Raw genomic sequence first — 21868 nt, forward strand, 5'->3', positions numbered from 1 at the left:
TTCCCCCTGCCCCCGCAGCCGTCAGGCTGCCGTGGGCGCACGGTAGGTGAAGCGCCCGCCATCCGACCCTATCGGGGGACGTCGGCGGGATGGAAGGGGCCAGTCGAGGAGGCGGTCGACCGGGAGGAGCGCGCCGAGACCTTGAGGTCAGGCGAGCAGGTCGTGCAGCTGCACGATCTCGTCGCGGCCGGGGCCGACGCCGATCGCCGAGATGCGCGAGCCGCTCATGGCCTCGAGCTCGCGCACATAGGCCTGCGCGTTGGCGGGCAGGTCGGAGAACTCGCGCGCCCCGGTGATGTCTTCGCTCCAGCCCGGGAACTCCTCGTAGATCGGGGTCGCATGGTGGAAGTCGGACTGCGAGACGGGCACCTCGTCGAAGCGCTGCCCGTCGACGTCGTAGGCGACCGCGACGGGGATGCGCTCGATGCCGGTCAGCACGTCGAGCTTGGTCAGCACGAAGTCGGTGACGCCGTTGATGCGCGAGGTGTAGCGCGCGATGGGCGCGTCGTACCAGCCCGTACGGCGGCGGCGGCCGGTGGTCGTGCCGAACTCGTGACCCTTCTCGCTGAGGAACTCGCCCCACTCGTCGAAGAGCTCGGTCGGGAAGGGGCCTGCACCGACGCGCGTCGTGTACGCCTTGACCACGGCGATGACCCGGTCGATGCGGTTCGGGGCGATGCCGGAGCCGGTGACGGCGCCGCCGCTCGTGGCGTTCGACGAGGTCACGAACGGGTACGTGCCGTGATCGACGTCGAGCATGGTCGCCTGGCCGCCCTCGAAGAGCACGGTCTCGTCGCGGTCGAGGGCCTGGTGCAGCAGCAGTGCGGTGTCGGTGACCATCGGGCGCAGGCGCTCGACGTAGCCGAGCAGGTCGTCGACGACCTCGTCGACGGCGATGGCGCGTCGGTTGTAGACCTTGACCAGCAGGTGGTTCTTCTGGTCGAGGGCGCCCTCGACCTTCTGACGCAGGATGTTCTCGTCGAAGATGTCCTGCATGCGCAGGCCCACGCGGTTGATCTTGTCGGCGTAGGCGGGGCCGATGCCACGACCGGTGGTGCCGATCTGGCGCTTGCCGAGGAAGCGCTCGGTGACCTTGTCGAGCGTGCGGTGGTACTGCGTGATGAGGTGCGCGTTCGCCGAGATGCGCAGCCGCGAGACATCCACCCCGCGGCTGGAGAGCGCCTCGAGCTCCTCGAAGAGCACCTCGACGTCGACGACCACGCCGTTGCCGATGACCGGGGTGACCCCGGGCGTCAGGATGCCGGACGGCAGCAGGTGCAGCGCGTACTTCTCGCTGCCGACGACGACGGTGTGCCCGGCGTTGTTGCCGCCGTTGAACTTGACGACGTAGTCGAGGCGCGGACCGAGCAGGTCGGTCGCCTTGCCCTTTCCTTCGTCGCCCCACTGTGCACCGATCAGGACGGCTGCGGGCATGTCAGTCCTCTCCTGCCGCGTCGAGCGCGGCGGGTTCGGCGACCGGGTCGCCGGTGGTTGCCGTGGCCTCGGCCTGCTCGAAGAGCTGGGCCTGGCTCACGATGGTGATGACCTGGGTGGGCGTGAACTCCGACGCGATGCGGCCGGGGGCCTCGGCATCGGCGCTCGAGAGCTCGCCTGCGAGACGTGCGACCTGCGTGTCGAGCCCGAGTGCCGACGCGGCCCGGCGCTTGGCGTCGAGGGCCCTGAGGTAGGCGCGGTTCGGCTCGTCGGACCAGGGCACGGCTGCGCCGGGCTCCCATCCGGATGCCGCGAGCTGCTCCTGCGCGAGGTCGACGGCGACGCTCGCATAGGCGAAGGCGGCGATGGGGTTGCCCTCGGAGTCGGCGAGGTCGGCGAGCTCCGCCCATGCCAGCGGCGAGGAGGGATGCTCGGTGACGACGGCCGCGACGGCCCCTCGATCGGCTGCGGCGAGCGCCTCCCTGACCTCGGGTTCGTCGACCAGACCGGTCTCGCGCTCGGGTGCTGTTTCGTCTGCAGTCACACTCAACCTTATCGCGGCCCCCGTCGGCCGCCCCGGTCCGCAGGGCCGGAGGCCGGCGCGTCACGCGGCATCCGCGCGAAGTAGGCTGGAGGGCATGTCGAAAGTCCTCTCCAGCCTGCCCGTCGGCGAACGCGTCGGCATCGCCTTCTCCGGCGGCCTCGACACCTCGGTGGCCGTCGCGTGGATGCGCGAGAAGGGTGCGATCCCCTGCACCTACACCGCCGACCTCGGCCAGCCCGACGAGCCCGACGTCGAGGCGGTCCCCGGCCGCGCGATCGAGTACGGCGCCGAGCTCTCCCGGCTCGTCGACTGCCGTGCCGCGCTCGTCGAGGAGGGGCTCGTCGCGCTGCAGTGCGGCGCCTTCCACATCCGCTCGGGCGGCAAGGCCTACTTCAACACGACCCCCCTCGGCCGCGCGGTCACCGGCACGCTCCTCGTGCGCGCGATGCTCGAAGACGGGGTCGACATCTGGGGCGACGGCTCGACCTACAAGGGCAACGACATCGAGCGGTTCTACCGCTACGGCCTCATGGCCAACCCGCGCCTGCGCATCTACAAGCCGTGGCTCGACGCCGACTTCGTCACCGAGCTCGGCGGCCGCGCCGAGATGAGCGAGTGGCTGCAGCAGCGCGACCTGCCCTACCGCGCCTCCGCCGAGAAGGCGTACTCGACCGACGCGAACATCTGGGGCGCGACGCACGAGGCCAAGGTGCTCGAAGAGCTCAGCGAGGGCATCACCACGGTCGAGCCGATCATGGGTGTGAAGTTCTGGGACGAGTCGGTCGAGATCCCGGCCGAAGACGTCACGATCTCGTTCGAGCAGGGCCGCCCGGTCGCGCTGAACGGCGTCCGGTTCGACGACGCCGTGGCCCTCGTGCTCGAGGCGAACGCCATCGGCGGCCGCCACGGCCTCGGCATGAGCGACCAGATCGAGAACCGCATCATCGAGGCGAAGTCTCGCGGCATCTACGAGGCGCCGGGCATGGCGCTGCTGCACCTCGCCTACGAGCGGCTCGTCAACGCGATCCACAACGAGGACACGATCGCGAACTACCACAACGAGGGTCGCCGCCTCGGTCGCCTCATGTACGAGGGCCGCTGGCTCGACCCGCAGTCGCTCATGCTGCGCGAGTCGATCGTGCGCTGGGTCGCCTCGGCGGTCACGGGCGAGGTCACGGTGCGCCTGCGCCGCGGCGACGACTACACGATCATGAACACCACCGGCCCGTCGCTCAGCTACCAGCCCGAGAAGCTCTCGATGGAGCGCGTCGGCGACCAGGCCTTCGGACCCGAGGACCGCATCGGCCAGCTCACCATGCGCAACCTCGACATCGCCGACTCGCGCGCGCGTCTCGAGCAGTACGCCCGCCTCAACCTGGTGGGCGGCGCGACCGCGGCCCTCGTGGGCGACCTGGCGAGCGGCGAGGCCGCGCAGATCCTGGCCGGGTCGGGCGAGACCGACCTCGAGGCCGCGACCGACGCCGCGAACGAGGCCTCCGCGTTCGACCTCGGCACCGACTGAGACGCAAGCAGGTCACGGCGCCGAGGCGCCGGCACGCAGAAGGGCGGATGCCGCGGCATCCGCCCTTCGTGCTGTCGGCGACGCGCGGGTCGCCGCAGGTCAGCCGAGGCCTCCCCCGTAGGCGCACCCGCCCTCGATGAACCAGTCCATGCCGGATCCCTCGTACGACGTGGTCACGCCGTGCCAGGTGTAGCTGAAGGCGGGCCAGACGTCCTCGTCGTCCTGGTGCGTGTAGTGCGCCCGCACCACGGCGATGTTGTCGGTCTCGATGTAGACGTAGGGATTCGTCTCGCTGTGGGTGGCGTGGCAGAACGCCACCTTGTGCTCGCCCTCGGCTCCGGGCTGCGTCGCGTTCGCGGCCGCGGATGCGCCGAGCACGCTGAGCGCCACGAACGGGATGACGGCGAGGGATGCGGTGAGCCGCCGCTTCGTTGCGGACATGGTTGGCCCCTTTCAGGTCGGATGACCCAATTCAAGTCCCGGCCTCCATCGTGTCTCCGCAGCGGGGAGCCATTCGTCCCGCTCGATCCGACCCCCAATTCGGGGCAGGTCCACCGCCGCATCCGGCCCTGTCGATGGGATACTCAGGAATCGTCCGCAGCCGGTGGGACCGGCTCCGATCCGAGGAGTGCCGATGAGCCCCGACCTGCCGATCGCCGCGGACACCGCCCGATGAGCGCCGAACTCGCCAATCTCCTCGGCATCCTCGCGATCCTCCTCGACCTCGGCATCCGCATCGCGGCGCTCATCATCGTGCCGCGCGACCGCAAGCCGACCGCCGCGATGGCCTGGCTGCTCGCGATCTTCCTCATCCCGTTCATCGGCATCATCCTGTTCCTGCTGATCGGCAACGTGAAGCTGTCGAAGCGGCGGCGCGACCGGCAGGTCGAGATCGACCGCATCCTCGACGAGCACGTCGACGAACTCCAGCCGGCGGATGCCGCGAGCTGGCCGACCTGGTTCCAGACGGCGGTCGAGCAGAACCGCCGGCTCGGCGCCCTGCCGGCGGTGGCGGGCGACTCGGCGCGGCTCATCGGCGACTACGAGGCCTCCATCGAGGCCATGGCCGCCGACATCGACACCGCCCGGCGCTACGTGCACGTGGAGTTCTACATCGTCGGGCTCGACGACACCACGAAGGGGTTCTTCGCGGCGATGGAGCGAGCCGTGCAGCGCGGGGTGACCGTGCGCGTGCTGCTCGACCAGGTGGCGTCCAAGCGGGTGACCGTGAGCGAGGCGACGTTCGCCGAACTCGACCGCATCGGCGTGCAGTGGCACTTCCTGCTGCCGTTGAAGTTCTTCTCGAACCGCTACGAGCGCCCCGACCTGCGCAACCACCGCAAGCTCGTCGTCGTCGACGGACGGGTCGCGTACACCGGATCGCAGAACCTCATCGACCGCAGCTACGACTCCCCCAAGAACCTCAAGCGCGGGCTCAAGTGGCAGGAGCTCGTCGTGCGCACCACCGGGCCGGTCGTGCGCACGATCGACGCCGTGTTCCAGTCCGACTGGTACGCCGAGGTCGACGAGCGGATCGACGACGAGCACGCCATCGCGGAACCGGTCGACGATGTCGCGGCATCCGCTGTCGCGTCCGACGCGGGCACGGTCGCGGCATCCGACGCCCTGGTGTGCCAGGTCGTGCCGAGCGGACCGGCGTACCCGACCGAGAACAACCTGCGGCTGTTCCTCTCGCTCGTGGCGTCGGCGCAGGAACGCGTCATCATCACGAGCCCGTACTTCGTGCCCGACGAGGCGATGATCTACGCGATCACGTCGGCGAAGCTGCGCGGGCTCGACGTGCAGCTGTTCGTCTCGGAGCTCGGCGACCAGGGGTCGGTCTGGCACGCGCAGCGCTCGTACTACGGCACGCTGCTGGAGGCCGGCGTGCGCATCTGGCTCTACCCGGCGCCGTACATCCTGCACGCGAAGCACCTCTCGATCGATGACGACGTGGCGGTGATCGGGTCGAGCAACATGGACATCCGCTCGTTCAACCTCAACTTTGAGATCTCGCTCATGGTGCGCGGGGCCTCGTTCGTCGCCGACATGCGCGCGGTCGAGCAGGGCTACCGGGACATCGGCCGGGAGCTCACGCTCGAGGAGTGGAAGAAGGAGCCGCTCTCGGCGACCTTCCTCGACGGGGTCGCGCGGCTCACCTCGGCGCTGCAGTAGCGGCGCGTCGGGCGTCGCTGTGCGTCCGCCGAGATAACTTGCACATCGGTGTGCAAGTTTGTACGATGGAAGCATGCCGACCATCACCGAGGAGGTTCGCCGCGCCCCTCGTCGGGATGCCGCCGCGAACCGCGAAGCCCTGCTCGCCGCCGCATCGGCGACGCTCAACGAGCACCCCGACGCCGGGCTCGAGGCCATCGCCTCGGCCGCGGGCCTCTCGCGCCGCGCGGTCTACGGCCACTTCGCCGGACGCGACGAGCTCATCGCCGCACTCATCGCCTCGGGCGCGACCCGGCTGAACGACATCGCCGCCACGCTCGAGCACCCGCACACGCCCACCGCGATCGCCCTGCTCGGCGCGCGCCTCTGGCACGCGGTCGAGCATGTGCAGCTCCTCGCCGCGATGGCCCTCCGCGAACCGCACGTCGACCAGGTCGCCGCCGCCCTCGCCCCCGTGCGCGAACGCCTCGGGGCGCTCGTCTCACGCGGCATCGACGAGGGCACCCTGCGCGGCGACATTCACCCGCAGACCCTCGCCCGCCTCGTCGAGCGCGCGGCGATCGCGGTGCTGCTCGAGGCATCCGTCGCCCGGCTCGACGACGCCGAGGGGCACCGGCTCGTGATGCTCTCGGTGCTCGGCACGGCCGGACTCGGCTGGCGCGAGGCGGGTGCCGTCATCGACGCCGCCCCCGAGCTCGCGTACCTGCCCGCGGCCGACGCCGAGCCCGACCAGGCGAGGGACGCGAGCGACGCGACCGGCGAGGAGGCCCGCGCATGAGGATCGACCTGCACCACGTCTCGAAGGGCCGCAAGGGCCAGGCGCTGCCGCCCACGACGATCGGCTTCGAGTCCGGCCGGGCCACGCTCACCCGCGCCGAGACCGAGCAGCGGCCCACCGTGCTCGGCCTCATGGCGGCCGGACGCATGCGCCCCGACACGGGCACCGTCACGATCGACGGGCGAGCGGATGCCTCCGCGATCCGCCGACGCGTCGCCCTCGTCGACGCGCCGGGCGTGAGCGACCCCGCACCCGACGTCACCGTCGCCGGCGTCGCGGCCGAGGAGCTCATGTTCGCCGGCATCCCGTCGAACCCAGTCTCGGTCTCGAACTGGCTCGGCGACCTCGGGCTCGCGGCGTCCGCCCGGGTGCCGATCGCGAACGTCGACCCGAAGGATCGGCTGCGACTGCTCACCGAGCTCGCGATCCTGCGCGACGGCGTCGAGGGGCTCGTGCTCGTCTCCCCCGACCGCCACGGCGGCGACCCCGTCGAGTGGTGGGAGCTCGCGCGAGCCCTCGCCGATCGCGGCTTCGGCGTGCTCGTCATCGCGGGCGACGCCTCGGCCGCCGCCATCGCCGCGACCACGATGCTCGCCCGCATGCAGGGCGACGAAGACCCCGACGAGGCCGTCGAGCACGATGTCATCGCCGAAGGAGGCCTCGCGTGAAGGTTCCGCAGATGATCGCCGCCGAGTTCCGGCGGCTCTTCTCCACCCGCATGTCCGTGATCGCGCTCATCGCGCTCGTCGCGGTGCCCGTGCTCTACGGGGGCCTCTACCTCTGGGCCAACCAGGACCCGTACGCCAAGCTCCCCGAGGTGCCCGTGGCACTCGTGGTCGACGATGAGGGCTCGGCCGCGACGGAGGACTCCGAGGCGCGCAACGTCGGCGAGGAGGTCGCCGACGAGCTCATCGCCGACGGCGCCTTCGACTGGCACGAGGTCTCGGCCGACGAGGCCGCCGACGGCCTGGCCGACTCGACGTACGACTTCGTCATCACCCTGCCCGCCGACTTCAGCGAGGCGCTCGCCTCGATCCAGACGGATGCGCCGCGCCAGGCCGAGATCATCCTCGAGACGAGCGACGCGAACAGCTACCTCGCCGGCACCATCGGCGAGCAGGCGGTGAAGACGATCCGCACCACGGTCGCCGAACAGGTCGGTCAAGAGGCCGCGTCACTGCTGCTCGACTCGATCTCCACGATCCGCGGCAAGATCGTCGAGGCCGCCGACGGCGCGCAGCAACTCGCCGACGGCACCTCGACCGCGATCGACGGCACGTCGAAGCTCGGCGACGGCGCATCGCAGCTCGCCGACGGCACGGCCGCGCTCGCGACCGGCTCCCGGCAGGTCGCCGACGGCAGCGCCAGCCTCGCCGCGGGAGCGCAGCAGGTCGCCGACGGCAGCGCGACGCTCGCCGACGGTGCGCAACAGGTCGCCGACGGCAATGCGCAGCTCGCGGCATCCGCCGACCGGGTCGGGTCCGCCGTCGGCGAGGCCGCCGCCTCCGTGCCCGAGGCCCGCGCCGACATCTCGGCACGACTCGCGGCCGCAGGCGTCGACCAGGCGACCATCGACGAGGTGCTCGCCCGGCTCGACCCCATCGCCGAGGACATCTCGGCCGGCAACGATCGCGTGCAGGAGGTCGTCGGGCAGATCGACCAGCTCGCCGCGGGCAGCGCGCAGGTCGCGAGCGGATCGGCGACCCTCGCCGCGGGCAGCGCCGAGGTCGCGAGCGGGTCGGCGACCCTCGCCACCGGCGCGAGCGCGGCTGCGGACGGCGCCGACGCCGCGGCATCCGGCGCCTCGACGCTGCGCGACGGCATCGGCACGCTCGGCGAGGGCCTCGGCGAACTCGAGACGGGCGCGCAGACGTTGCAGTCGGGGCTCTCCGACGGCGCCGATGCGATTCCCGACTCCGACCAGGCCACGCGCGACGCGCAGGCCAAGACCATCGCCGACCCGGTCTCGCTCGAGACCGACGCCCTCACCGAGGCCGGCAACTACGGCGCCGGCCTCGCCCCGTTCTTCGCGGCCCTCGCCGGCTGGATCGGCATCTACGCGCTGTTCCTCATCGTGAAGCCCATCTCGCGGCGCGCGGTGACGGCGCTGCACTCGCCGATCCGGGTGACGCTGGCCGGCTGGCTGACGCCGGGCATCCTCGGCGCCGTGCAGATGATCGGCCTGTTCACGGTGCTCGCCGTGACGCTCGGGTTCCCGATGACGCATCCGCTCGGCACGCTGGGGGTGATGATCCTCGCGTCGGCGACGTATGCGGCGATCATCCTGGCGTTGAACGTGTGGCTCGGCTCGGTCGGGCAGTTCCTCGGGCTCGTGCTCATGGTGCTGCAGCTCGTCACGGCCGGCGGCACGTTCCCGTGGCAGACGCTGCCCGCACCGCTCGCCGCCCTGCACCACGTGCTGCCCATGGGCTACGTCGTCGACATGATGCGGCAGGTCATGTACGGCGGCGACCTCGGCCGCGCCGGCTCCGACGCGATCGTGCTGCTCGTCTGGATGGTGGGCGCCCTCGTGCTCGCGGCGATCGGCGTCACCCGCATGACGCACTTCCGCACGCTGCGCGACCTGCAGCCGAGCCTCATCGGCTGAGCCGCGCCGTCGCGCGGAGGAGGGGCGGATGCCGCGGCATCCGCCCCTCTTCCGTACCGTGTGGCGCTAGTCGAAGACGGGCGCCGTGTCGATGACGACCTTGCGGAGCCCGCCCGTGAACCGGAACGGCACCTCGTAGTCGCGCACCACCGGGGTGCCGGAGTCCTCGCCGATGTCGAGCGTCTCGTCGGCCGAGATGCGCACGGGCACGGTCTGCTCGACGCGCCCGCGCGCCACGACCGCGCCGTCGACCTTCACGACGGCCTCGCCGCCGCTTCCGGGCGCACCGCCGTCGTAGTGGAAGTCGACCACGACCTCGTGCTCGCCCGCGGTCAGCGGTTCGTCGCCGGCCACGGTGAACTTGTGGTTCGGGTAGTGCGAACGCGCGTACGAGAACGTCGGCCGGCCGTCGAGCAGGTAGAGGGCGTTGCCGCCGAACCATCCGCCCTGCGTCATCAGCATGCCCTCTGCGCCGCCGTCGGGCACCGTGATCGAGGCGCTGACGCGGTACGAGGTGTTCTTCATGTTGGGCGCGAGCCCCTCGGTGATGCGACTCGTGCCGGGATAGTACGTGTAGACCGTGCGACCACCGCCGTGCTGCGGTCGGTTCTCGGGCCGCAGCCGTTCGATGTAGCGGTCGTCGAGCGGCAGCACCTGGTTCTTGCGCGCCTCGTCGAGGAAGACCCGGCGAAGCTCCTCGAGCTTGTCGGGGTGCTCGGCGGCGAGGTTCCTCGACTGGGTGAAGTCCTCGTCGAGGTGGTACAGCTCCCACTCGTACTCGTCGAACGGGTCGGGGGTGGTCTCGCCCATGCCCACCCACGGCAGGCGCTTGGGCGCCGTGTTCGCCATCCACCCCTCGTGGTAGATGCCCTGGTTGGCGATCACCTCGAAGTACTGCGTCGTGTGCGCCTCGGGCGACTGCGGGTCGTCGAACGCGGGCATGAGGCTGGCGCCGTTCAGCGGCACCTGCTCGAATCCGTTGATCACCTCGGGCATCGGGATGCCGGCGGCGTCGAGGATCGTCGGCACGATGTCGGTGATGTGGGTGAACTGGCTGCGCAGCCCGCCGTCGTCGCGGATGTGCGCCGGCCACGACACGACCATCGATGTGCGCGAGCCCCCGAGGTGGGAGGCGATCTTCTTGTCCCACTGGTAGGGCGAGTTCATCGCGTGGGCCCAGCCGTGCGAGAAGTGGTTCTGGAACCAGCGGCCGCCGAACTCCTCGATGTTCTCGACCATGAACGACTCGTCGTCGACCAGGCCGTTCGCCAGGACGCCGATCTCGCTCGTCAGGCCGTGGCCCGTCGGATCCTCGGCACTCGACCCGTTGTCGCCCTGGATGTAGATGATGAGCGTGTTCTCGAGCTCGCCGAGCTCCTCGATCGCGTCGATGACGCGGCCGATCTGGTGGTCGCAGTGCGCCAGCGCCGCGGCGTAGCACTCCATCTGGCGGGCGCACACGCGCTGCATGTCCTCGGAGAGGTCGTCCCACCGACGGTAGTGATCGGGGGTCGGGTTCAGCACGGCGTCCTGCGGGATCACGCCGAGCTCCTTCTGCCGCTCGAACGTGCGCACGCGCTGCTCGTCCCACCCGTGGTCGAACTGCCCGCTGAACTTCTCGATCCACTCCTTCGGTGCGTGATGCGGGGCGTGCGCCGTGCCGGGCGTGTAGTACGCGAAGAACGGCTTCTCGGGGTCGACCGCCTTCTGCGTGCGGATCCACGTCACCGCGTGGTCGGCGAGGTCGGCGTCGAGGTGGTAATCGTCCTCGCGGCCGAGGTACGGATCGATCGGCTTGGTGCCCTCGAAGACCGCGGGGCGGAACTGGTGCGCGTCGGCGCCGAGGAATCCGTAGAAGTACTCGAAGCCCAGGCCGGTCGGCCAGAGCGTGAAGGGGCCGGCCGGCGTCGTGAGCCAGTCGGGCACGTTGTGGTTCTTGCCGAACCAGGCCGTGCCGTAGCCGTTCTGCGTGAGGATCTCACCGATCGTGCCGACGCTCCGCGAGACGATGCTGTGGTACCCGGGGAACGGCGTCGAGAACTCCATGATGATGCCCGTCGAGGCGACGTGGTGGTTGCGTCCGGTGATCAGCGCCGCCCGCGACGGCGAGCACAGGGCGGTCGTGTGGAAGCGGTTGAAGCGCAGCCCGCGCTCGGCGAGCCGGGCGTACGTCGGCGTCGGGATCGGGCCGCCGAACACCTCGCTGGCGCCGAAGCCGACGTCGTCGGTCATGACCACGAGCACGTTGGGTGCCCCGGTCGGAGCCGACACCTCGACCGGCCACTCGATCGGGTCGGAGCCCGCGACCGTGCGCTCGACGCGGCCGACCTCTTGGAAGGGTTCGATGGGAAGACGGGTTCGATCTGGCCAGCTCGCGCGTTCGGTCATGGATCCATTCAAGCCGCGGGCGCTCCCCGTGGCCACCCCCTTGTCAGGCGGGCGTCTGCTGGTGCGCCGCCACGTGCCAGGCGCCGTCGTCGTAGACGTACGTGGTCGACATGCGCAGGTTCGCGGTGTCGTCACCGCGGCGCGCGACCGCACGATAGACGACGATGCCGGCCCGGTCGCCGAGGCGGATCACGGCGGGCTCGTGCAGCTCGTAGGACTCCCACGGCGGCGTGCCGCGGAACCTCGCGAGGATCTCGTCGCGGCCGAGCATCGCCCCCTCGACGACCATGAGCGCATCTCGCGTCATCGCGCGTTGGTAGTGCTCGCCGCCGCGACCGTCGAGGATCGCCTTCCATCCGGCGTGCTCTTCATGCAGCAGACGGGCGGGCAGATCGTCGGTGATCTCGGTCATGGCGACAACGCTAACCGCGATCGGATGCCGCGGCTAGGGCGAACGGCGATGTCGTCGTTCGAACCCCGATGCGCGGCATCCGATCGCGGTGGGCTGCGGTCGGCCGGTCAGGTCCGATCAGTGCATGACGGCCGGCTCGGGGGCCTCGGCGGAGGTCGCGGCATCCGCCGGCGCCGCCGTGTGCGAGAGCGACAGGCCGTGGCCCCGACGGCGGAACAGCAGAGCCGCGAGCACCGCGCCGAACGCGAAGAACGCGGCGCCCCACCAGTACGCCACCGCGTAGCTGTGCACGGCCGCCTCGGCCGCGATGGCCGGTGTCGCCGGCGCGTGCGAGACGAGGTAGTCGGCCGCGGCCGTCGCCGCGAGGGTGTTGAGCAATGCCGTGCCGATCGAGCCGCCGACCTGCTGGCTCGTGTTGACCGTGGCCGAGGCCACGCCCGCGAACCGGCGGTCGACGCCGAGCGTCGCCGTCTGCATGGACGCCGGCATGATCGAGCCCATCGCGAAGCCGAGGACCAGCAGCGGCGGCAGCACGTCGGCCGCGTAGACGCTGTCGAGGCCGAGCCGGGTGAGGCCGAGCATGCCGATGGCGCCGAGCACCATGCCGAGCGGCACCATGACCTTGGGACCGAACCGGGGCACGAAGAGGTTCGTCGACAGCTGCGCGGCGAGCACGAGCATGCCGATCATCGGGAGGAACGCCAGACCCGTCTGGATCGGCGAGTAGCCGAGCGAGGCCTGCAGGTAGTAGGTCACGAACAGGAAGATGCCGAACATGCCGGCGCCCGCGATGAGCACCGAGGCGAAGGCCGCGCCGCGATTGCGGTCGAGCACGATCGACAGGGGCAGCAACGGGTGGCTCGCCCGACGCTGCCACAGCACGAAGGCGATCAGGAGCACGCCGGATGCCGCGAGGAAGCCCCAGGTGAGCGGGGAGCCCCATCCCTCGGACTCGGCGTTCGAGAAGCCGTAGACCAGCGAGAAGAGCGCGCCGGAGACGAGCACCGTGCCGGGGATGTCGAGCTTCGGACGCGGCCCCACGCGCTTCGCGTTCGTCACGAACACGAGGGCGCCGACGAGCGCGACGGCGGCGATGACGACGTTGATGTAGAGGTTCCAGCGCCAGTCGAAGTACTCGGTCAGCACGCCGCCGAGGAGGAGGCCGATCGCGCCGCCGGCGCCGGCGATCGCGCCGAACACGCCGAACGCACGGGCGCGCTCCTTGGGGATCACGAACGTGGTGGTGAGCACGGCGAGCGCGGTCGGGGCGAGCAGCGCGCCGAACGCACCCTGCAGTGCGCGGGCGCCGACGAGCAGTTCGAACGTGCCTGCGGCACCGCCCAGTGCGGATGCCCCGGCGAAGCCGATGAGCCCGATGATGAACGTCCGCTTGCGGCCCATGAGGTCGGAGAGACGGCCGCCGAGGAGCAGCAGGCTGCCGAAGGCGAGCGAGTAGGCGGTGATGATCCACTGCCGCTGGCCGTCGGTGAAGCCGAGGTCGGCCTGCGCCGCCGGGAGGGCGATGTTCACCACGGTGGAGTCGAGGACGACCATGAGCTGGGCGAGTCCGACGACGGAGAGCGTCCACCAGCGACGGGACGAGGACGCTGCGGCCGACGAGGTCGTCTGCGGCGGCGCCGAGGAGGTGTTGGTCATGACGGAGACTATATACGGAACTCATCAGTTTCGGAACCCCAACGTTTCGGATCTTTCGAGTTCCTGAACTATGCTGTTCTCGTACGGGGCGTCGACCCCCGCACGCACACGAAGCTCGAGATGGGATGGCCGCGATGACGCAGCTCGATCTCCCCGCCGACACGGGAGCCGCAGAGACCTCTGCGGCGCCCCGCCTCGGACGCAAGCGCGACCACTCCCGCGACCCCGAGATCCTCGACGCCGCGATCGAGATCCTCGCCGAGACCGGCTACGAGGGCATGACCGTCGAGATGGTCGCCAACCGGGCGAAGGCTGGAAAGGCCACGCTCTACCGGCGCTGGCCCTCGAAGGCCGAACTCGTGCTCGATGCCGTCGCCTGCATGAAGCGCGGCGACCTCGAGGCGCCGCTCCCCGACACCGGAACGCTGCGGGGCGACCTCATCGCGATGATCAAGCCGCGCTCGATCGCCGAGGCCGAGAAGAAGCTGCAAGTGATGGCGGGCATCGCGTCGATGCTCTCCCGCTCGCCCGAGCTCGCCGACACGGCCTACGCCACGCTCGTCGAGCCTCGCGCGAGCATCAACCGCACGCTCTTCCAGCGCGCCGTCGATCGGGGCGAGATCACCGGCGACCACGACCTCGAGACCCTGGCCGTGGTCAGCTCCGCAATGGCCTCGTACCGCCTGCTGATGCTGCGCAAGCCGGTCGACCGCGAGTTCCTGATCTCGATCATCGACGGCGTGATCCTGCCCGCGCTCGGCCTACCGGCCGGCGAAGGCGCGACGACCGGCGAGGACGAGGCGGCCGACGGGGCCGGCGGCCGAAGGGCTGACGCCCGACCGCGGCATCCGCCCTACAGCCAGCCCTTGCGCTTGAAGAGCCCGTAGAGCACGCCCGCGAAGCCGAGCATGAGGGCGAGCGCGAACGGGTACCCCCACGGCTCGTCGAGCTCGGGCATGTGGATGAAGTTCATGCCGTAGATGCCGGCCACGAGGGTCGGCGCGAAGATGATCGCCGCCCAGCTCGAGACCTTCTTGGCCTGCTCGCTCTGGGCGACGGCGGCTTCGGAGAGCACCTTGGTCTCCTCGTTCTGCCGCTGCGCGACGAGCGTGGAGTGCACCTGCAGCGCGTTCTGCAGCAGCTGACGGAACGTGTCGCCGTGCTCGACGATGCGCAGCACGTGGTCCTTCACGTCGCGGAGGTAGCGCTGCAGCTCGAGGTCGACCGTGTACTTCTCGAACCCGCGCTCGAGCGCGTCGAACATGCCGACGAGCGGACGCGTCGCGCGCTGGAACTCCATGACCTCGCTCGCGAGGTCGTAGATGCGGCGGGTGACCTCGGGGTCGCCGGAGAAGAGCTGCTCCTCGATCTCGTCGATGTCGTTCTCGAGCCCGGAGTCGACGGGCGCGTACTCGTCGACGACCTCGTCGAGCACGGCGTAGAGCACCGCCTCGGGGCCCTTGGCGAGCAGCTCGGGGCTGGCCTCGAGGCGGTGCCGAACGCGGGCGAGGTTCGGCGACTCCGCATGGCGGATGGTGATCGCGAAGTCGGGGCCGATGAACACGTGCAGCTCGCCGAACTCGACCTCCTCCTCGGCGTCGAGGTAGCGGGCGGGGCGAAGCACCACGAAGAGCGTGTCGCCGTAGCGCTCGAGCTTGGCGCGCTGGTGTCCCTTGCGGGTGTCCTCGACGGCGAGCGGATGCAGGCCGAACTCCGCGGCGAGCGCGGCGAGCTCGTCGTCGGTCGGCCGGTAGAGCCCGATCCACGCGAAGCCGCCGTGCGTCTCACGGGTCTCGAAGGTCTCCTCGAGCGAGGCGGGCGTGGCGACCCGGCGGCCGCCCTGGTAGATCGCGTTGTCGACGACGGGCATCGCGTCAGTCTCTCACCGTCGGCGGTGCGCCCGTCAGCGGCGCGCGTGCCGGCGCACCCACTCGTGCATGACGATCGCGGCCGCGGCACTCGCGTTGATCGAGCGGGTCGAGCCGTACTGCGTGATCTCCACCACGCGATCGGATGCCGCGATCGCCTCGTCGCTGAGCCCTGGACCCTCCTGCCCGAAGAGGAGCACGCACCGCTCGGGCAGTTCGACCGCATCGACAGGCTCGGAGCCCTCGACGTTGTCGACGGCGATGACGGGCAGCCCCTCGGCGCGGGCCCAGGCGACGAAGTCGGCGACATCCGGATGGTGCAGCACGTGCTGGTAGCGGTCGGTGACCATGGCCCCGCGCCGGTTCCAGCGACGACGGCCGATGATGTGCACCGTCTCGGCGGCGAAGGCGTTGGCGCTGCGCACGATCGAGCCGATGTTCATGTCGTGCTGCCAGTTCTCGATGGCCACGTGGAACGGATGCCGGTGCAGGTCGAGGTCGGCCACGATGGCGTCCATGCGCCAGTACCGGTAGCGGTCGACGACGTTGCGGGTGTCGCCGTTCGCGAGCAGCTCGGGATCGTAGTGCGGGTCGGCCGGCCACTCGGCGCCGCCGCCCGGCCAGGGCGGAACCCCGTGCGGGAGCGTCGGCTCGGGGTGCTCGGGCTCGGGCGGCTCTGGCTCGGGTTGGTGGGTCACGGTTCAACGCTACCCGCGGCATCCGCGGGGGTGGAACGAGCGAGCGACCCCGGCGCTGCAGTGCGCCGGGGTCGCTCGGGTGGCGGATCGCCGAGGTCACTCCTCGAAATCGACGTTGCCCCTGCAGGCGACGCCCGGTGACGGCGCGAACGCCTTGCCACCGGCACGGACGATCTGGCCGTAGCTCTGCACGTGGCCGCCCGTGATCGCGTCGTCCTCGAAGCCGGGCGGGTTTCCCTCGATGTCGTCGGGCAGATCCTGTCCGGAGAACGCGCACGCCGAGCTGGCCTTGTGCGCACCGGGAATGGGATCGCCGTTGCCGTTCGTCTCGCCGGCGAACGCCGCTCCGGCGCCGCCGCCCAGCACGAGCCCGAGTGCGACCGTGCATCCGATGATCATTCGTTTCATGATGTCCACCTTCGGTGATGTGGCGGACGTCCGGGCTGACCCCTCAGGTTGGAGCCCCGCTGCGGTGCCGGGCGACCGATCAGGTGCAACCTACTCCTCCGCGGGCGCGACCCTTTACCCCGAAAAGGGGTGACACGGGCTCCATCGCGCCACGCGACCCGTCGCACTTTTCGGTGTACCGAAATATGTGTAATCTTTCGGTATGCCGAAACTTCTCGACGACGAGAGCGTTCCCGTCGCCGCACGCCCGGAGCGCACCGCCCGCGCGAACGACACCTCTCGTCGCCGCGGGCGCCGGCCCGCGGCATCCGGCCCGCGCCTCGCGTGGCTGATCGGCCCCGCGCTCGTCGCCGGCGTCGCCTACCTCGACCCGGGCAACGTCGCCAGCAACATGACCGCCGGCGCGCAATACGGCTACCTGCTCGTCTGGGTCGTCGTCATCGGCAACGTCATGGCCTGGCTCATCCAGTACCTCTCGGCCAAGCTCGGCGTCGTCACCGGCAAGAGCCTGCCCGAGGTGCTCGGCGAGCGCATCGGCAACCGCTGGGGCCGCCGGGCGTACTGGCTGCAGGCCGAGGCCGTGGCCATGGCGACCGACATCGCCGAGGTCATCGGCGGGGCCGTCGCCCTCAACCTCCTCTTCGGCGTGCCGCTCGTGTGGGGCGGCCTCATCACGGGCACGGTCTCGCTCGTGCTGCTCGTCATCCAGTCGCGTCGCGGCGCCCGCCCGTTCGAGTTCGTCATCATCGGACTGCTCGTGATCATCGCCGTGGGCTTCAGCGTCGGCGTGCTCGTGGCCCCGCCCGACCCGGCCGGAGTGCTCGGCGGACTCGTGCCCCGGTTCGAGGACGCCAACTCGGTGCTGCTCGCGGCATCCATTCTCGGTGCGACGATCATGCCGCACGCGATCTACGCGCACTCGGCGCTCGCCCGCGACCGGTTCGCGCCCAGTCACCAGGCGGAGGCCCGCACGATCCCGACCGCGCGCCTGCTCACGGCGACCCGCTGGGACGTCACGATCGCGATGGCCATCGCGGGCACCGTGAACCTCTGCATCCTGCTGCTCGCGGCGGCGAACCTCGCCGGAGTCGAGGGCACCGACAGCCTCGAGGGCGCCTACGCGGCGCTGCAGGTCTCGCTCGGCCCGATCATCGCGACGCTCTTCGCGGTGGGCCTGCTGGCCTCCGGCCTCGCGTCGACGTCGGTGGGCGCGTACGCCGGAGCCGAGATCATGCACGGCCTGCTGCACGTGCGGGTGCCGCTCATCGCACGCCGCCTCGTCACGCTCATCCCCGCCCTGGCGATCCTCGCGCTCGGGTTCGACCCGACGCTCTCGCTCGTGCTCAGCCAGGTCGTGCTCTCGTTCGGCATCCCGTTCGCGCTCATCCCGCTCATCTCGGTCACCGCGAAGCGCGGCGTGCTCGGCCGGTACGCGAACCACTGGGCGACGACCGCGGCCGGCATCGCGGCATCCGTGTTCCTCATCACCCTGAACGGGGTGCTGCTCTGGCTGGTGTTCACGGGGGCGTGATCGCTTCCCAGGCGTCGGTGGCGGCCGCTACCGTGAGCGGGTGACCGACCCGCGACCGCTCACCGCCGCCGACCTCGTCGGCATGCTCGCGACCGGCGACGACCTGCCGCGCGAGCTCGCCTCCCAGCAGGAGCCCGACGCGGCATCCTCCCTGCGACCCGCGATCGACGAGCGCGGCGACCGGGTCTACGCCGACGTCGCCTACGCCCGGCTGGGCGGGTTCCGCCCGCTGGTGCTCGACCTGCGCGTGCCGCCCGGCGACGGCCCGGTGCCGGTCGTGCTGTACCTGCACGGCGGGGCATTCCTCTGGGGCAGCCACCACGACCCGCTCTTCGGCGTCGCCGAGGCGCTCGCCGACGCCGGCATCGCCACGGCGACCGCGCAGTACCGGCTGTCGGGCGAGGCACCGTTCCCCGCGGCACTGCACGACGTGCACGCGGCACTGCGCTGGCTGCGCACCGTCGGGCCCGAACTCGGCCTCGACCGCGATCGCATCGGCGTCATGGGCGAGTCCGCCGGCGGCAGCCTCGCCGCGTTCGCGGGCATGCGGCCGCAGGCGCCCGAGCTCGTCGGCCGGGTCGGCGTGGTGGGCGTCGAGCCCCGCATCGACGCGGTCGTCGGCTGGTACCCCTACCTCGGCTCCCTGCTCGAGGAGCATCCCGACCCCGACGTCGTCGCGTGGGCGTCGCCGCTCAGCCATGTCAGTGCGGATGCCGCGCCGATGCTGCTCCTCCACGGCGACGCCGACCGAGAGGTGCCCGCCACCCAGTCGCGAGACCTGACGCACGCCCTCGTCGAAGCCGGGGTCGAGGCGGAGTTCGCCGCCGTGCCGGGCGCCGCCCACGTGTTCGTGGGCGCGGACCCGACCCCCGTGGTCGCTCGCACGGCGGCGTACTTCGCCGAGCGGCTCGCGGCAGGCTGACGCCGGCCTCCCCACACGCAACAGCGGCCCCGCCGGGAGCCGCCGCCGGGCATGGACCACCCCGGGTCGCCGGCACGGAATTGCGGCGCCCGGGGCGGTCGTCTGTCATCCGCGGCTCGGCGCGGACGGGTCTCAGCGGCGCGAGAGGTCGTACGTCCAGACGGACGTCGCACCCTCCGCGATCGCGTGGCCCGGCTCGGGGACGGCGGTCACCGTGACCTCCCCGGTGACCGTGACCTTGCCGTTGGGCGAGGTCACGAGCACGCCGTCGACGTAGTAGTCGACACCGGCGACGTTCGTCGGGACCTGCACCTCGTCCTTCCCGGACTTCGGGCGGTCCTTGAACTTCGGCTCGCGCGGCGTCACCGGCGTCGTCGTGATCGGCACGTTCGCCCAGTCGAGGTCGCTGGCCAGGTAGTACGACGTGTAGGCGGGCTGGTTGTACGTCGTCTGCTGCCGGGCGGTCTCGACGCGGTACTGCGGGTCCTGCATGAGCGTCGTGAGCTTGTGTGTCGTGAGCTCGGTCGTCGTGAAGATGCGCAGCGCGCTCGAGTCCGCCGTGCGCACGAGCAGTTCCTCGCGCCAGTCGCCGAGCACGTCGGCGACGAGCGACGGGTTGCCCTTCGTGCCGTTGTTCGTGAGCGTGCCGGTGGCCGTGAGCAGGCGTCCGCGCGTCCAGTCGTCGATGGTCGGCGTCTGGGTGCCGCTGCCGTTCACGATCTGCGTCGTGAGGTCGCCCGCCCAGCGGATCGACATGTTCGTGCCGGGCGTCTTCGCCTCGAGCTGCTGCCCGCTCGCGCTGAGCAGCCCCGAGCCGAGGGTGCCGTCGGGCATGCTCGCCCACACCTCGATGCCGGGTACGTCGGGGCGCACATCGCCGATCATCGCGCGACCGGTGTCACGGCCCGAGTACGAGCCGAACAGCGTCTCGCCGGTGGCGGCGTCGCGCAGGGCCGAGCCGTAGGGGGCGGAGACGCCGCCCTCGTGCGCCGTCCAGATCTCGAGACCCGGACGTGCAGGGTCGATGTCGGTGACGTGCATGGCGTCGCCGTGTCCGAGGCGCACGGTCGCACCGGGGTTCGCGCTGCCCTCGGGCAGCACGTCGAACGAGCTGGAGAGGAGGCTCCCGTCGTCGTCGATCGTCGCCGAGCCGTAGACGAGCTCCTGCCGGCCGTCGGCGTCGACGTCGGCGAAGCTCAGCGAGTGGTCGCCCTGCGTCGTGATCTCGGCGAACTCGGGGTCGGTGCCGTCGCGCCCGTGGGGCGAGTCGTTGAAGGGGTTGGTCATCGGCACGTGGCCGCTGTCGACGTACCAGCGCTGGCTGAGGCTCTCGCCGTCCCAGTCGTACGCCGTGACGGTCGAGCGCGTGTAGTAGCCGCGGGCGAAGACCGCCGAGGGGTGCTCGCCGTCGAGGTATCCGACGCCCGAGAGGAACCGATCGACCCGGTTGCCGGGCTCGATGCGGGCCATGGCGTAGTCGCCCCAGAGCAGCCCGTCATCACCGCGGCCCGGCTCGTACGCGACCGTCTGCAACTCCTCACCGGTGGCGCTGTCGAAGACCGTGAGGTACTCGGGCCCGTCGACGATGAACCCCTCGAAGTTCCGCAGCACGTTGCGGGTGCTGCGTGCGGGGGCGTAGACGTCGATGAAGTGGTCGACGAGCTCCTCCGCGCTCTCGCGGCTCAGCGGGTACTCGTGCGTCACCGGGATGCCGAAGGCCTCCTCGAGCGTCGCGGGCCAGTGACCCGCCACGACCTCGGGATGCTCCGTCCAGCCCTGGAACATCTCGACGAGGTGCTCCTCGTAGTCGGCCGCGCTCATGCGGTAGTCGTCGTCGTTCGCGTAGCCGGCCGCGACATCCGCCTCGGGCATCGTGATGTACGACTCGCTCGCGACCGAACCGTCGGCGGCGTAGCGGATCGACTTCGTGCCGGGCGCCGTCTTCAGCATGGTCTCGGAGCGGCCGTCGCCGTCGAAGTCGTAGACGAGGAACTGCGTGTAGTGCGCGCCCGCGCGGATGTTCACGCCGAGGTCGAGGCGGTTCAGCAGCGTGCCGTCGAGCTCGTAGGTGTCGAGGTAGACCGTGCCGGTGTAGCCGACCTGCGAGACGTCCTTCGAGTTCGACGGGTCCCACTTGACGATGTACTCGTACGCTCCGTCGCCGTCGACGTCGCCGACCGACACGTCGTTCGCCGAGTACGTGAACGCCTCGCCCTTCGGCGTCACGCCGTCGGCGGGCTTCTGCAGCGGCAGGTCGTGGAAGCCCTGCTCCCAGGCCGAGACCGGGTCGGATGCCGCGAGCTCGATGCCGTTCACCACGGGGGCGACCGTGTACTGCGCCGCGGCGCTGCCCGCGGCATCCGCGTAGTTGGTGCTGTCGGTCACCGTGGCGATGCGCTCGCCGTCGCGGTAGACCGCGAAGTCGGGGCCGGCGAGGCCGGTGTCGGTGGCGCCGGTGGCCTCGGTCGTGAGCAGGCGCCAGCTGAGGAAGACGCCCTCGGCGGTCGAGACCGCGACGAGGCCGCGGTCGAGCGCCTCGAGCTGCGGCGCGGCTGCCTTCGCACCGTGTCGTGCCGTCGCGACGGCCGCTGCGGCGTTCGGCTGGGCGGCGGCCGGCTGGGCCAGGCCGACGGCCAGGCAGCCTGCGGCGACGACCGCCAGCGCAGCGCGGAACGGATGGGTACCGAGATTCATCGTCGAATCCTTCTCTGGGCGATGCCCGTTGGGATAGCGCTTTCCGTGCGTGACCGAACCTATCCCCCGTTCGGGGGTCGGTCAAGGGTTCGCGGCACAATTGACACGATTCAGATGCGGGGCGGACCAGCCGGTCGGGTGCGCCGCGGACACCACCCGGCGGCGGCGTCGGCGGCGGCAGCGGCGTCGTCAGCGGGGCTCACCGGGAAAATCAGGCGGACGTACCCAGG

At 70.9% G+C, this 21868-nt stretch carries 18 protein-coding genes; 8 read left to right on the forward strand and 10 right to left on the reverse strand.

Annotation, left to right across the window (positions count from 1 at the left end; genetic code table 11):
- Positions 1 to 147: 147 nt before the first annotated feature.
- Positions 148 to 1434 (reverse strand): adenylosuccinate synthase, encoded by a 1287-nt coding sequence (locus tag ACR3IO_RS10015; RefSeq protein WP_434071045.1) that lies wholly within the window; start codon positions 1432 to 1434, stop codon positions 148 to 150.
- A gap of 1 nt (position 1435) precedes the next feature.
- Positions 1436 to 1978: a DUF3151 family protein gene (locus ACR3IO_RS10020; RefSeq protein ID WP_434071046.1), complete on the reverse strand. Its 543-nt coding sequence runs from the start codon at positions 1976 to 1978 to the stop codon at positions 1436 to 1438.
- 94 nt (positions 1979 to 2072) lie between these two features.
- Between ACR3IO_RS10020 and argG the strand changes: the two genes are divergently transcribed.
- Positions 2073 to 3500, forward strand: a complete 1428-nt coding sequence (argG, locus tag ACR3IO_RS10025) for an argininosuccinate synthase (protein WP_434071047.1) — start codon at positions 2073 to 2075, stop codon at positions 3498 to 3500.
- A 99-nt stretch (positions 3501 to 3599) separates the two neighbouring features.
- On the opposite strand, the gene ACR3IO_RS10030 is transcribed toward argG, so the two are convergent.
- Positions 3600 to 3941, reverse strand: a complete 342-nt coding sequence (locus tag ACR3IO_RS10030; RefSeq protein WP_434071048.1) for a hypothetical protein — start codon at positions 3939 to 3941, stop codon at positions 3600 to 3602.
- Positions 3942 to 4172: 231 nt separating this feature from the next.
- Here ACR3IO_RS10030 and cls point away from each other — a divergent pair, with 231 nt between their 5' ends.
- The 4 genes from cls (at position 4173) to ACR3IO_RS10050 (ending at position 9061) form a co-directional block, all read left to right on the forward strand.
- A complete protein-coding gene (gene cls / locus ACR3IO_RS10035) occupies positions 4173 to 5675 on the forward strand; it encodes a cardiolipin synthase (protein ID WP_434071049.1) in 1503 nt (500 codons plus the stop codon).
- Between the two features lie 73 nt (positions 5676 to 5748).
- Positions 5749 to 6453 (forward strand): TetR/AcrR family transcriptional regulator, encoded by a 705-nt coding sequence (locus ACR3IO_RS10040; RefSeq protein WP_434071050.1) that lies wholly within the window; start codon positions 5749 to 5751, stop codon positions 6451 to 6453.
- The gene (locus tag ACR3IO_RS10045; RefSeq protein ID WP_434071051.1) at positions 6450 to 7121 is read left to right on the forward strand and encodes a hypothetical protein; all 672 of its coding nucleotides are present in this window, start codon (positions 6450 to 6452) and stop codon (positions 7119 to 7121) included. The genes ACR3IO_RS10040 and ACR3IO_RS10045 overlap by 4 nt, the downstream gene beginning before the upstream one ends.
- A complete protein-coding gene (locus ACR3IO_RS10050) occupies positions 7118 to 9061 on the forward strand; it encodes a YhgE/Pip family protein (protein ID WP_434071052.1) in 1944 nt (647 codons plus the stop codon). Before ACR3IO_RS10045 ends, ACR3IO_RS10050 begins: the two co-directional genes overlap by 4 nt.
- Before the next feature lie 66 nt (positions 9062 to 9127).
- Here ACR3IO_RS10050 and ACR3IO_RS10055 read toward each other — a convergent pair whose 3' ends face one another.
- From ACR3IO_RS10055 to ACR3IO_RS10065, 3 genes are all read right to left on the reverse strand, one after another.
- The gene (locus tag ACR3IO_RS10055) at positions 9128 to 11449 is read right to left on the reverse strand and encodes an arylsulfatase (protein ID WP_434071053.1); all 2322 of its coding nucleotides are present in this window, start codon (positions 11447 to 11449) and stop codon (positions 9128 to 9130) included.
- A 43-nt stretch (positions 11450 to 11492) separates the two neighbouring features.
- Entirely contained in the window at positions 11493 to 11861 is a 369-nt protein-coding gene (locus ACR3IO_RS10060; protein ID WP_434071054.1) for a nuclear transport factor 2 family protein, read from the reverse strand.
- 117 nt (positions 11862 to 11978) lie between these two features.
- Positions 11979 to 13517: an MFS transporter gene (locus ACR3IO_RS10065; RefSeq protein ID WP_434071055.1), complete on the reverse strand. Its 1539-nt coding sequence runs from the start codon at positions 13515 to 13517 to the stop codon at positions 11979 to 11981.
- Positions 13518 to 13651: 134 nt separating this feature from the next.
- On the opposite strand from ACR3IO_RS10065, the gene ACR3IO_RS10070 reads away from it, so the two are divergent.
- Positions 13652 to 14404, forward strand: coding sequence for a TetR/AcrR family transcriptional regulator (locus tag ACR3IO_RS10070; protein WP_434071056.1), 753 nt, complete (start codon positions 13652 to 13654; stop codon positions 14402 to 14404).
- On the opposite strand, the gene corA is transcribed toward ACR3IO_RS10070, so the two are convergent.
- From corA to ACR3IO_RS10085, 3 genes are all read right to left on the reverse strand, one after another.
- Positions 14371 to 15387: a magnesium/cobalt transporter CorA gene (gene corA, locus ACR3IO_RS10075; protein WP_434071057.1), complete on the reverse strand. Its 1017-nt coding sequence runs from the start codon at positions 15385 to 15387 to the stop codon at positions 14371 to 14373. The genes ACR3IO_RS10070 and corA overlap by 34 nt on opposite strands.
- Before the next feature lie 33 nt (positions 15388 to 15420).
- Positions 15421 to 16083 (reverse strand): TrmH family RNA methyltransferase, encoded by a 663-nt coding sequence (locus tag ACR3IO_RS10080; protein ID WP_434071058.1) that lies wholly within the window; start codon positions 16081 to 16083, stop codon positions 15421 to 15423.
- A 96-nt stretch (positions 16084 to 16179) separates the two neighbouring features.
- Positions 16180 to 16491, reverse strand: coding sequence for a hypothetical protein (locus tag ACR3IO_RS10085; RefSeq protein WP_434071059.1), 312 nt, complete (start codon positions 16489 to 16491; stop codon positions 16180 to 16182).
- Positions 16492 to 16693: 202 nt separating this feature from the next.
- Between ACR3IO_RS10085 and ACR3IO_RS10090 the strand changes: the two genes are divergently transcribed.
- Together ACR3IO_RS10090 and ACR3IO_RS10095 are read left to right on the forward strand one after the other, a co-directional pair.
- Entirely contained in the window at positions 16694 to 18022 is a 1329-nt protein-coding gene (locus ACR3IO_RS10090; protein WP_434071060.1) for an Nramp family divalent metal transporter, read from the forward strand.
- Positions 18023 to 18062: 40 nt separating this feature from the next.
- Positions 18063 to 18944 carry an alpha/beta hydrolase fold domain-containing protein gene (locus tag ACR3IO_RS10095; RefSeq protein WP_434071061.1) on the forward strand — a complete coding sequence of 294 codons (882 nt, stop codon included), beginning with the start codon at positions 18063 to 18065 and terminating at the stop codon, positions 18942 to 18944.
- A 132-nt stretch (positions 18945 to 19076) separates the two neighbouring features.
- Here the strand turns inward: ACR3IO_RS10095 and ACR3IO_RS10100 are convergent, their stop codons facing one another.
- On the reverse strand, positions 19077 to 21638 hold the full coding sequence (locus ACR3IO_RS10100; protein ID WP_434071062.1) for a rhamnogalacturonan lyase: 2562 nt from the start codon (positions 21636 to 21638) through the stop codon (positions 19077 to 19079).
- Between the last annotated feature and the right edge of the window lie 230 nt (positions 21639 to 21868).

Origin of the sequence: Agromyces sp. Marseille-Q5079, assembly GCF_051016555.1 — a bacterium.
In the GTDB taxonomy this organism is placed as follows: Bacteria; Actinomycetota; Actinomycetes; order Actinomycetales; family Microbacteriaceae; genus Agromyces.

Coding starts and splice junctions, on each gene's coding strand:
- ACR3IO_RS10015 (WP_434071045.1), bottom strand. CDS start 1,434: ATGCCCGCAGCCGTCCTGATCGGTGCACAGTGGGGCGACGAAGGAAAG.
- argG (WP_434071047.1), top strand. CDS start 2,073: ATGTCGAAAGTCCTCTCCAGCCTGCCCGTCGGCGAACGCGTCGGCATC.
- ACR3IO_RS10030 (WP_434071048.1), bottom strand. CDS start 3,941: ATGTCCGCAACGAAGCGGCGGCTCACCGCATCCCTCGCCGTCATCCCG.
- cls (WP_434071049.1), top strand. CDS start 4,173: ATGAGCGCCGAACTCGCCAATCTCCTCGGCATCCTCGCGATCCTCCTC.
- ACR3IO_RS10040 (WP_434071050.1), top strand. CDS start 5,749: ATGCCGACCATCACCGAGGAGGTTCGCCGCGCCCCTCGTCGGGATGCC.
- ACR3IO_RS10045 (WP_434071051.1), top strand. CDS start 6,450: ATGAGGATCGACCTGCACCACGTCTCGAAGGGCCGCAAGGGCCAGGCG.
- ACR3IO_RS10055 (WP_434071053.1), bottom strand. CDS start 11,449: ATGACCGAACGCGCGAGCTGGCCAGATCGAACCCGTCTTCCCATCGAA.
- ACR3IO_RS10060 (WP_434071054.1), bottom strand. CDS start 11,861: ATGACCGAGATCACCGACGATCTGCCCGCCCGTCTGCTGCATGAAGAG.
- ACR3IO_RS10065 (WP_434071055.1), bottom strand. CDS start 13,517: ATGACCAACACCTCCTCGGCGCCGCCGCAGACGACCTCGTCGGCCGCA.
- ACR3IO_RS10070 (WP_434071056.1), top strand. CDS start 13,652: ATGACGCAGCTCGATCTCCCCGCCGACACGGGAGCCGCAGAGACCTCT.
- corA (WP_434071057.1), bottom strand. CDS start 15,387: ATGCCCGTCGTCGACAACGCGATCTACCAGGGCGGCCGCCGGGTCGCC.
- ACR3IO_RS10085 (WP_434071059.1), bottom strand. CDS start 16,491: ATGAAACGAATGATCATCGGATGCACGGTCGCACTCGGGCTCGTGCTG.
- ACR3IO_RS10090 (WP_434071060.1), top strand. CDS start 16,694: ATGCCGAAACTTCTCGACGACGAGAGCGTTCCCGTCGCCGCACGCCCG.
- ACR3IO_RS10100 (WP_434071062.1), bottom strand. CDS start 21,638: ATGAATCTCGGTACCCATCCGTTCCGCGCTGCGCTGGCGGTCGTCGCC.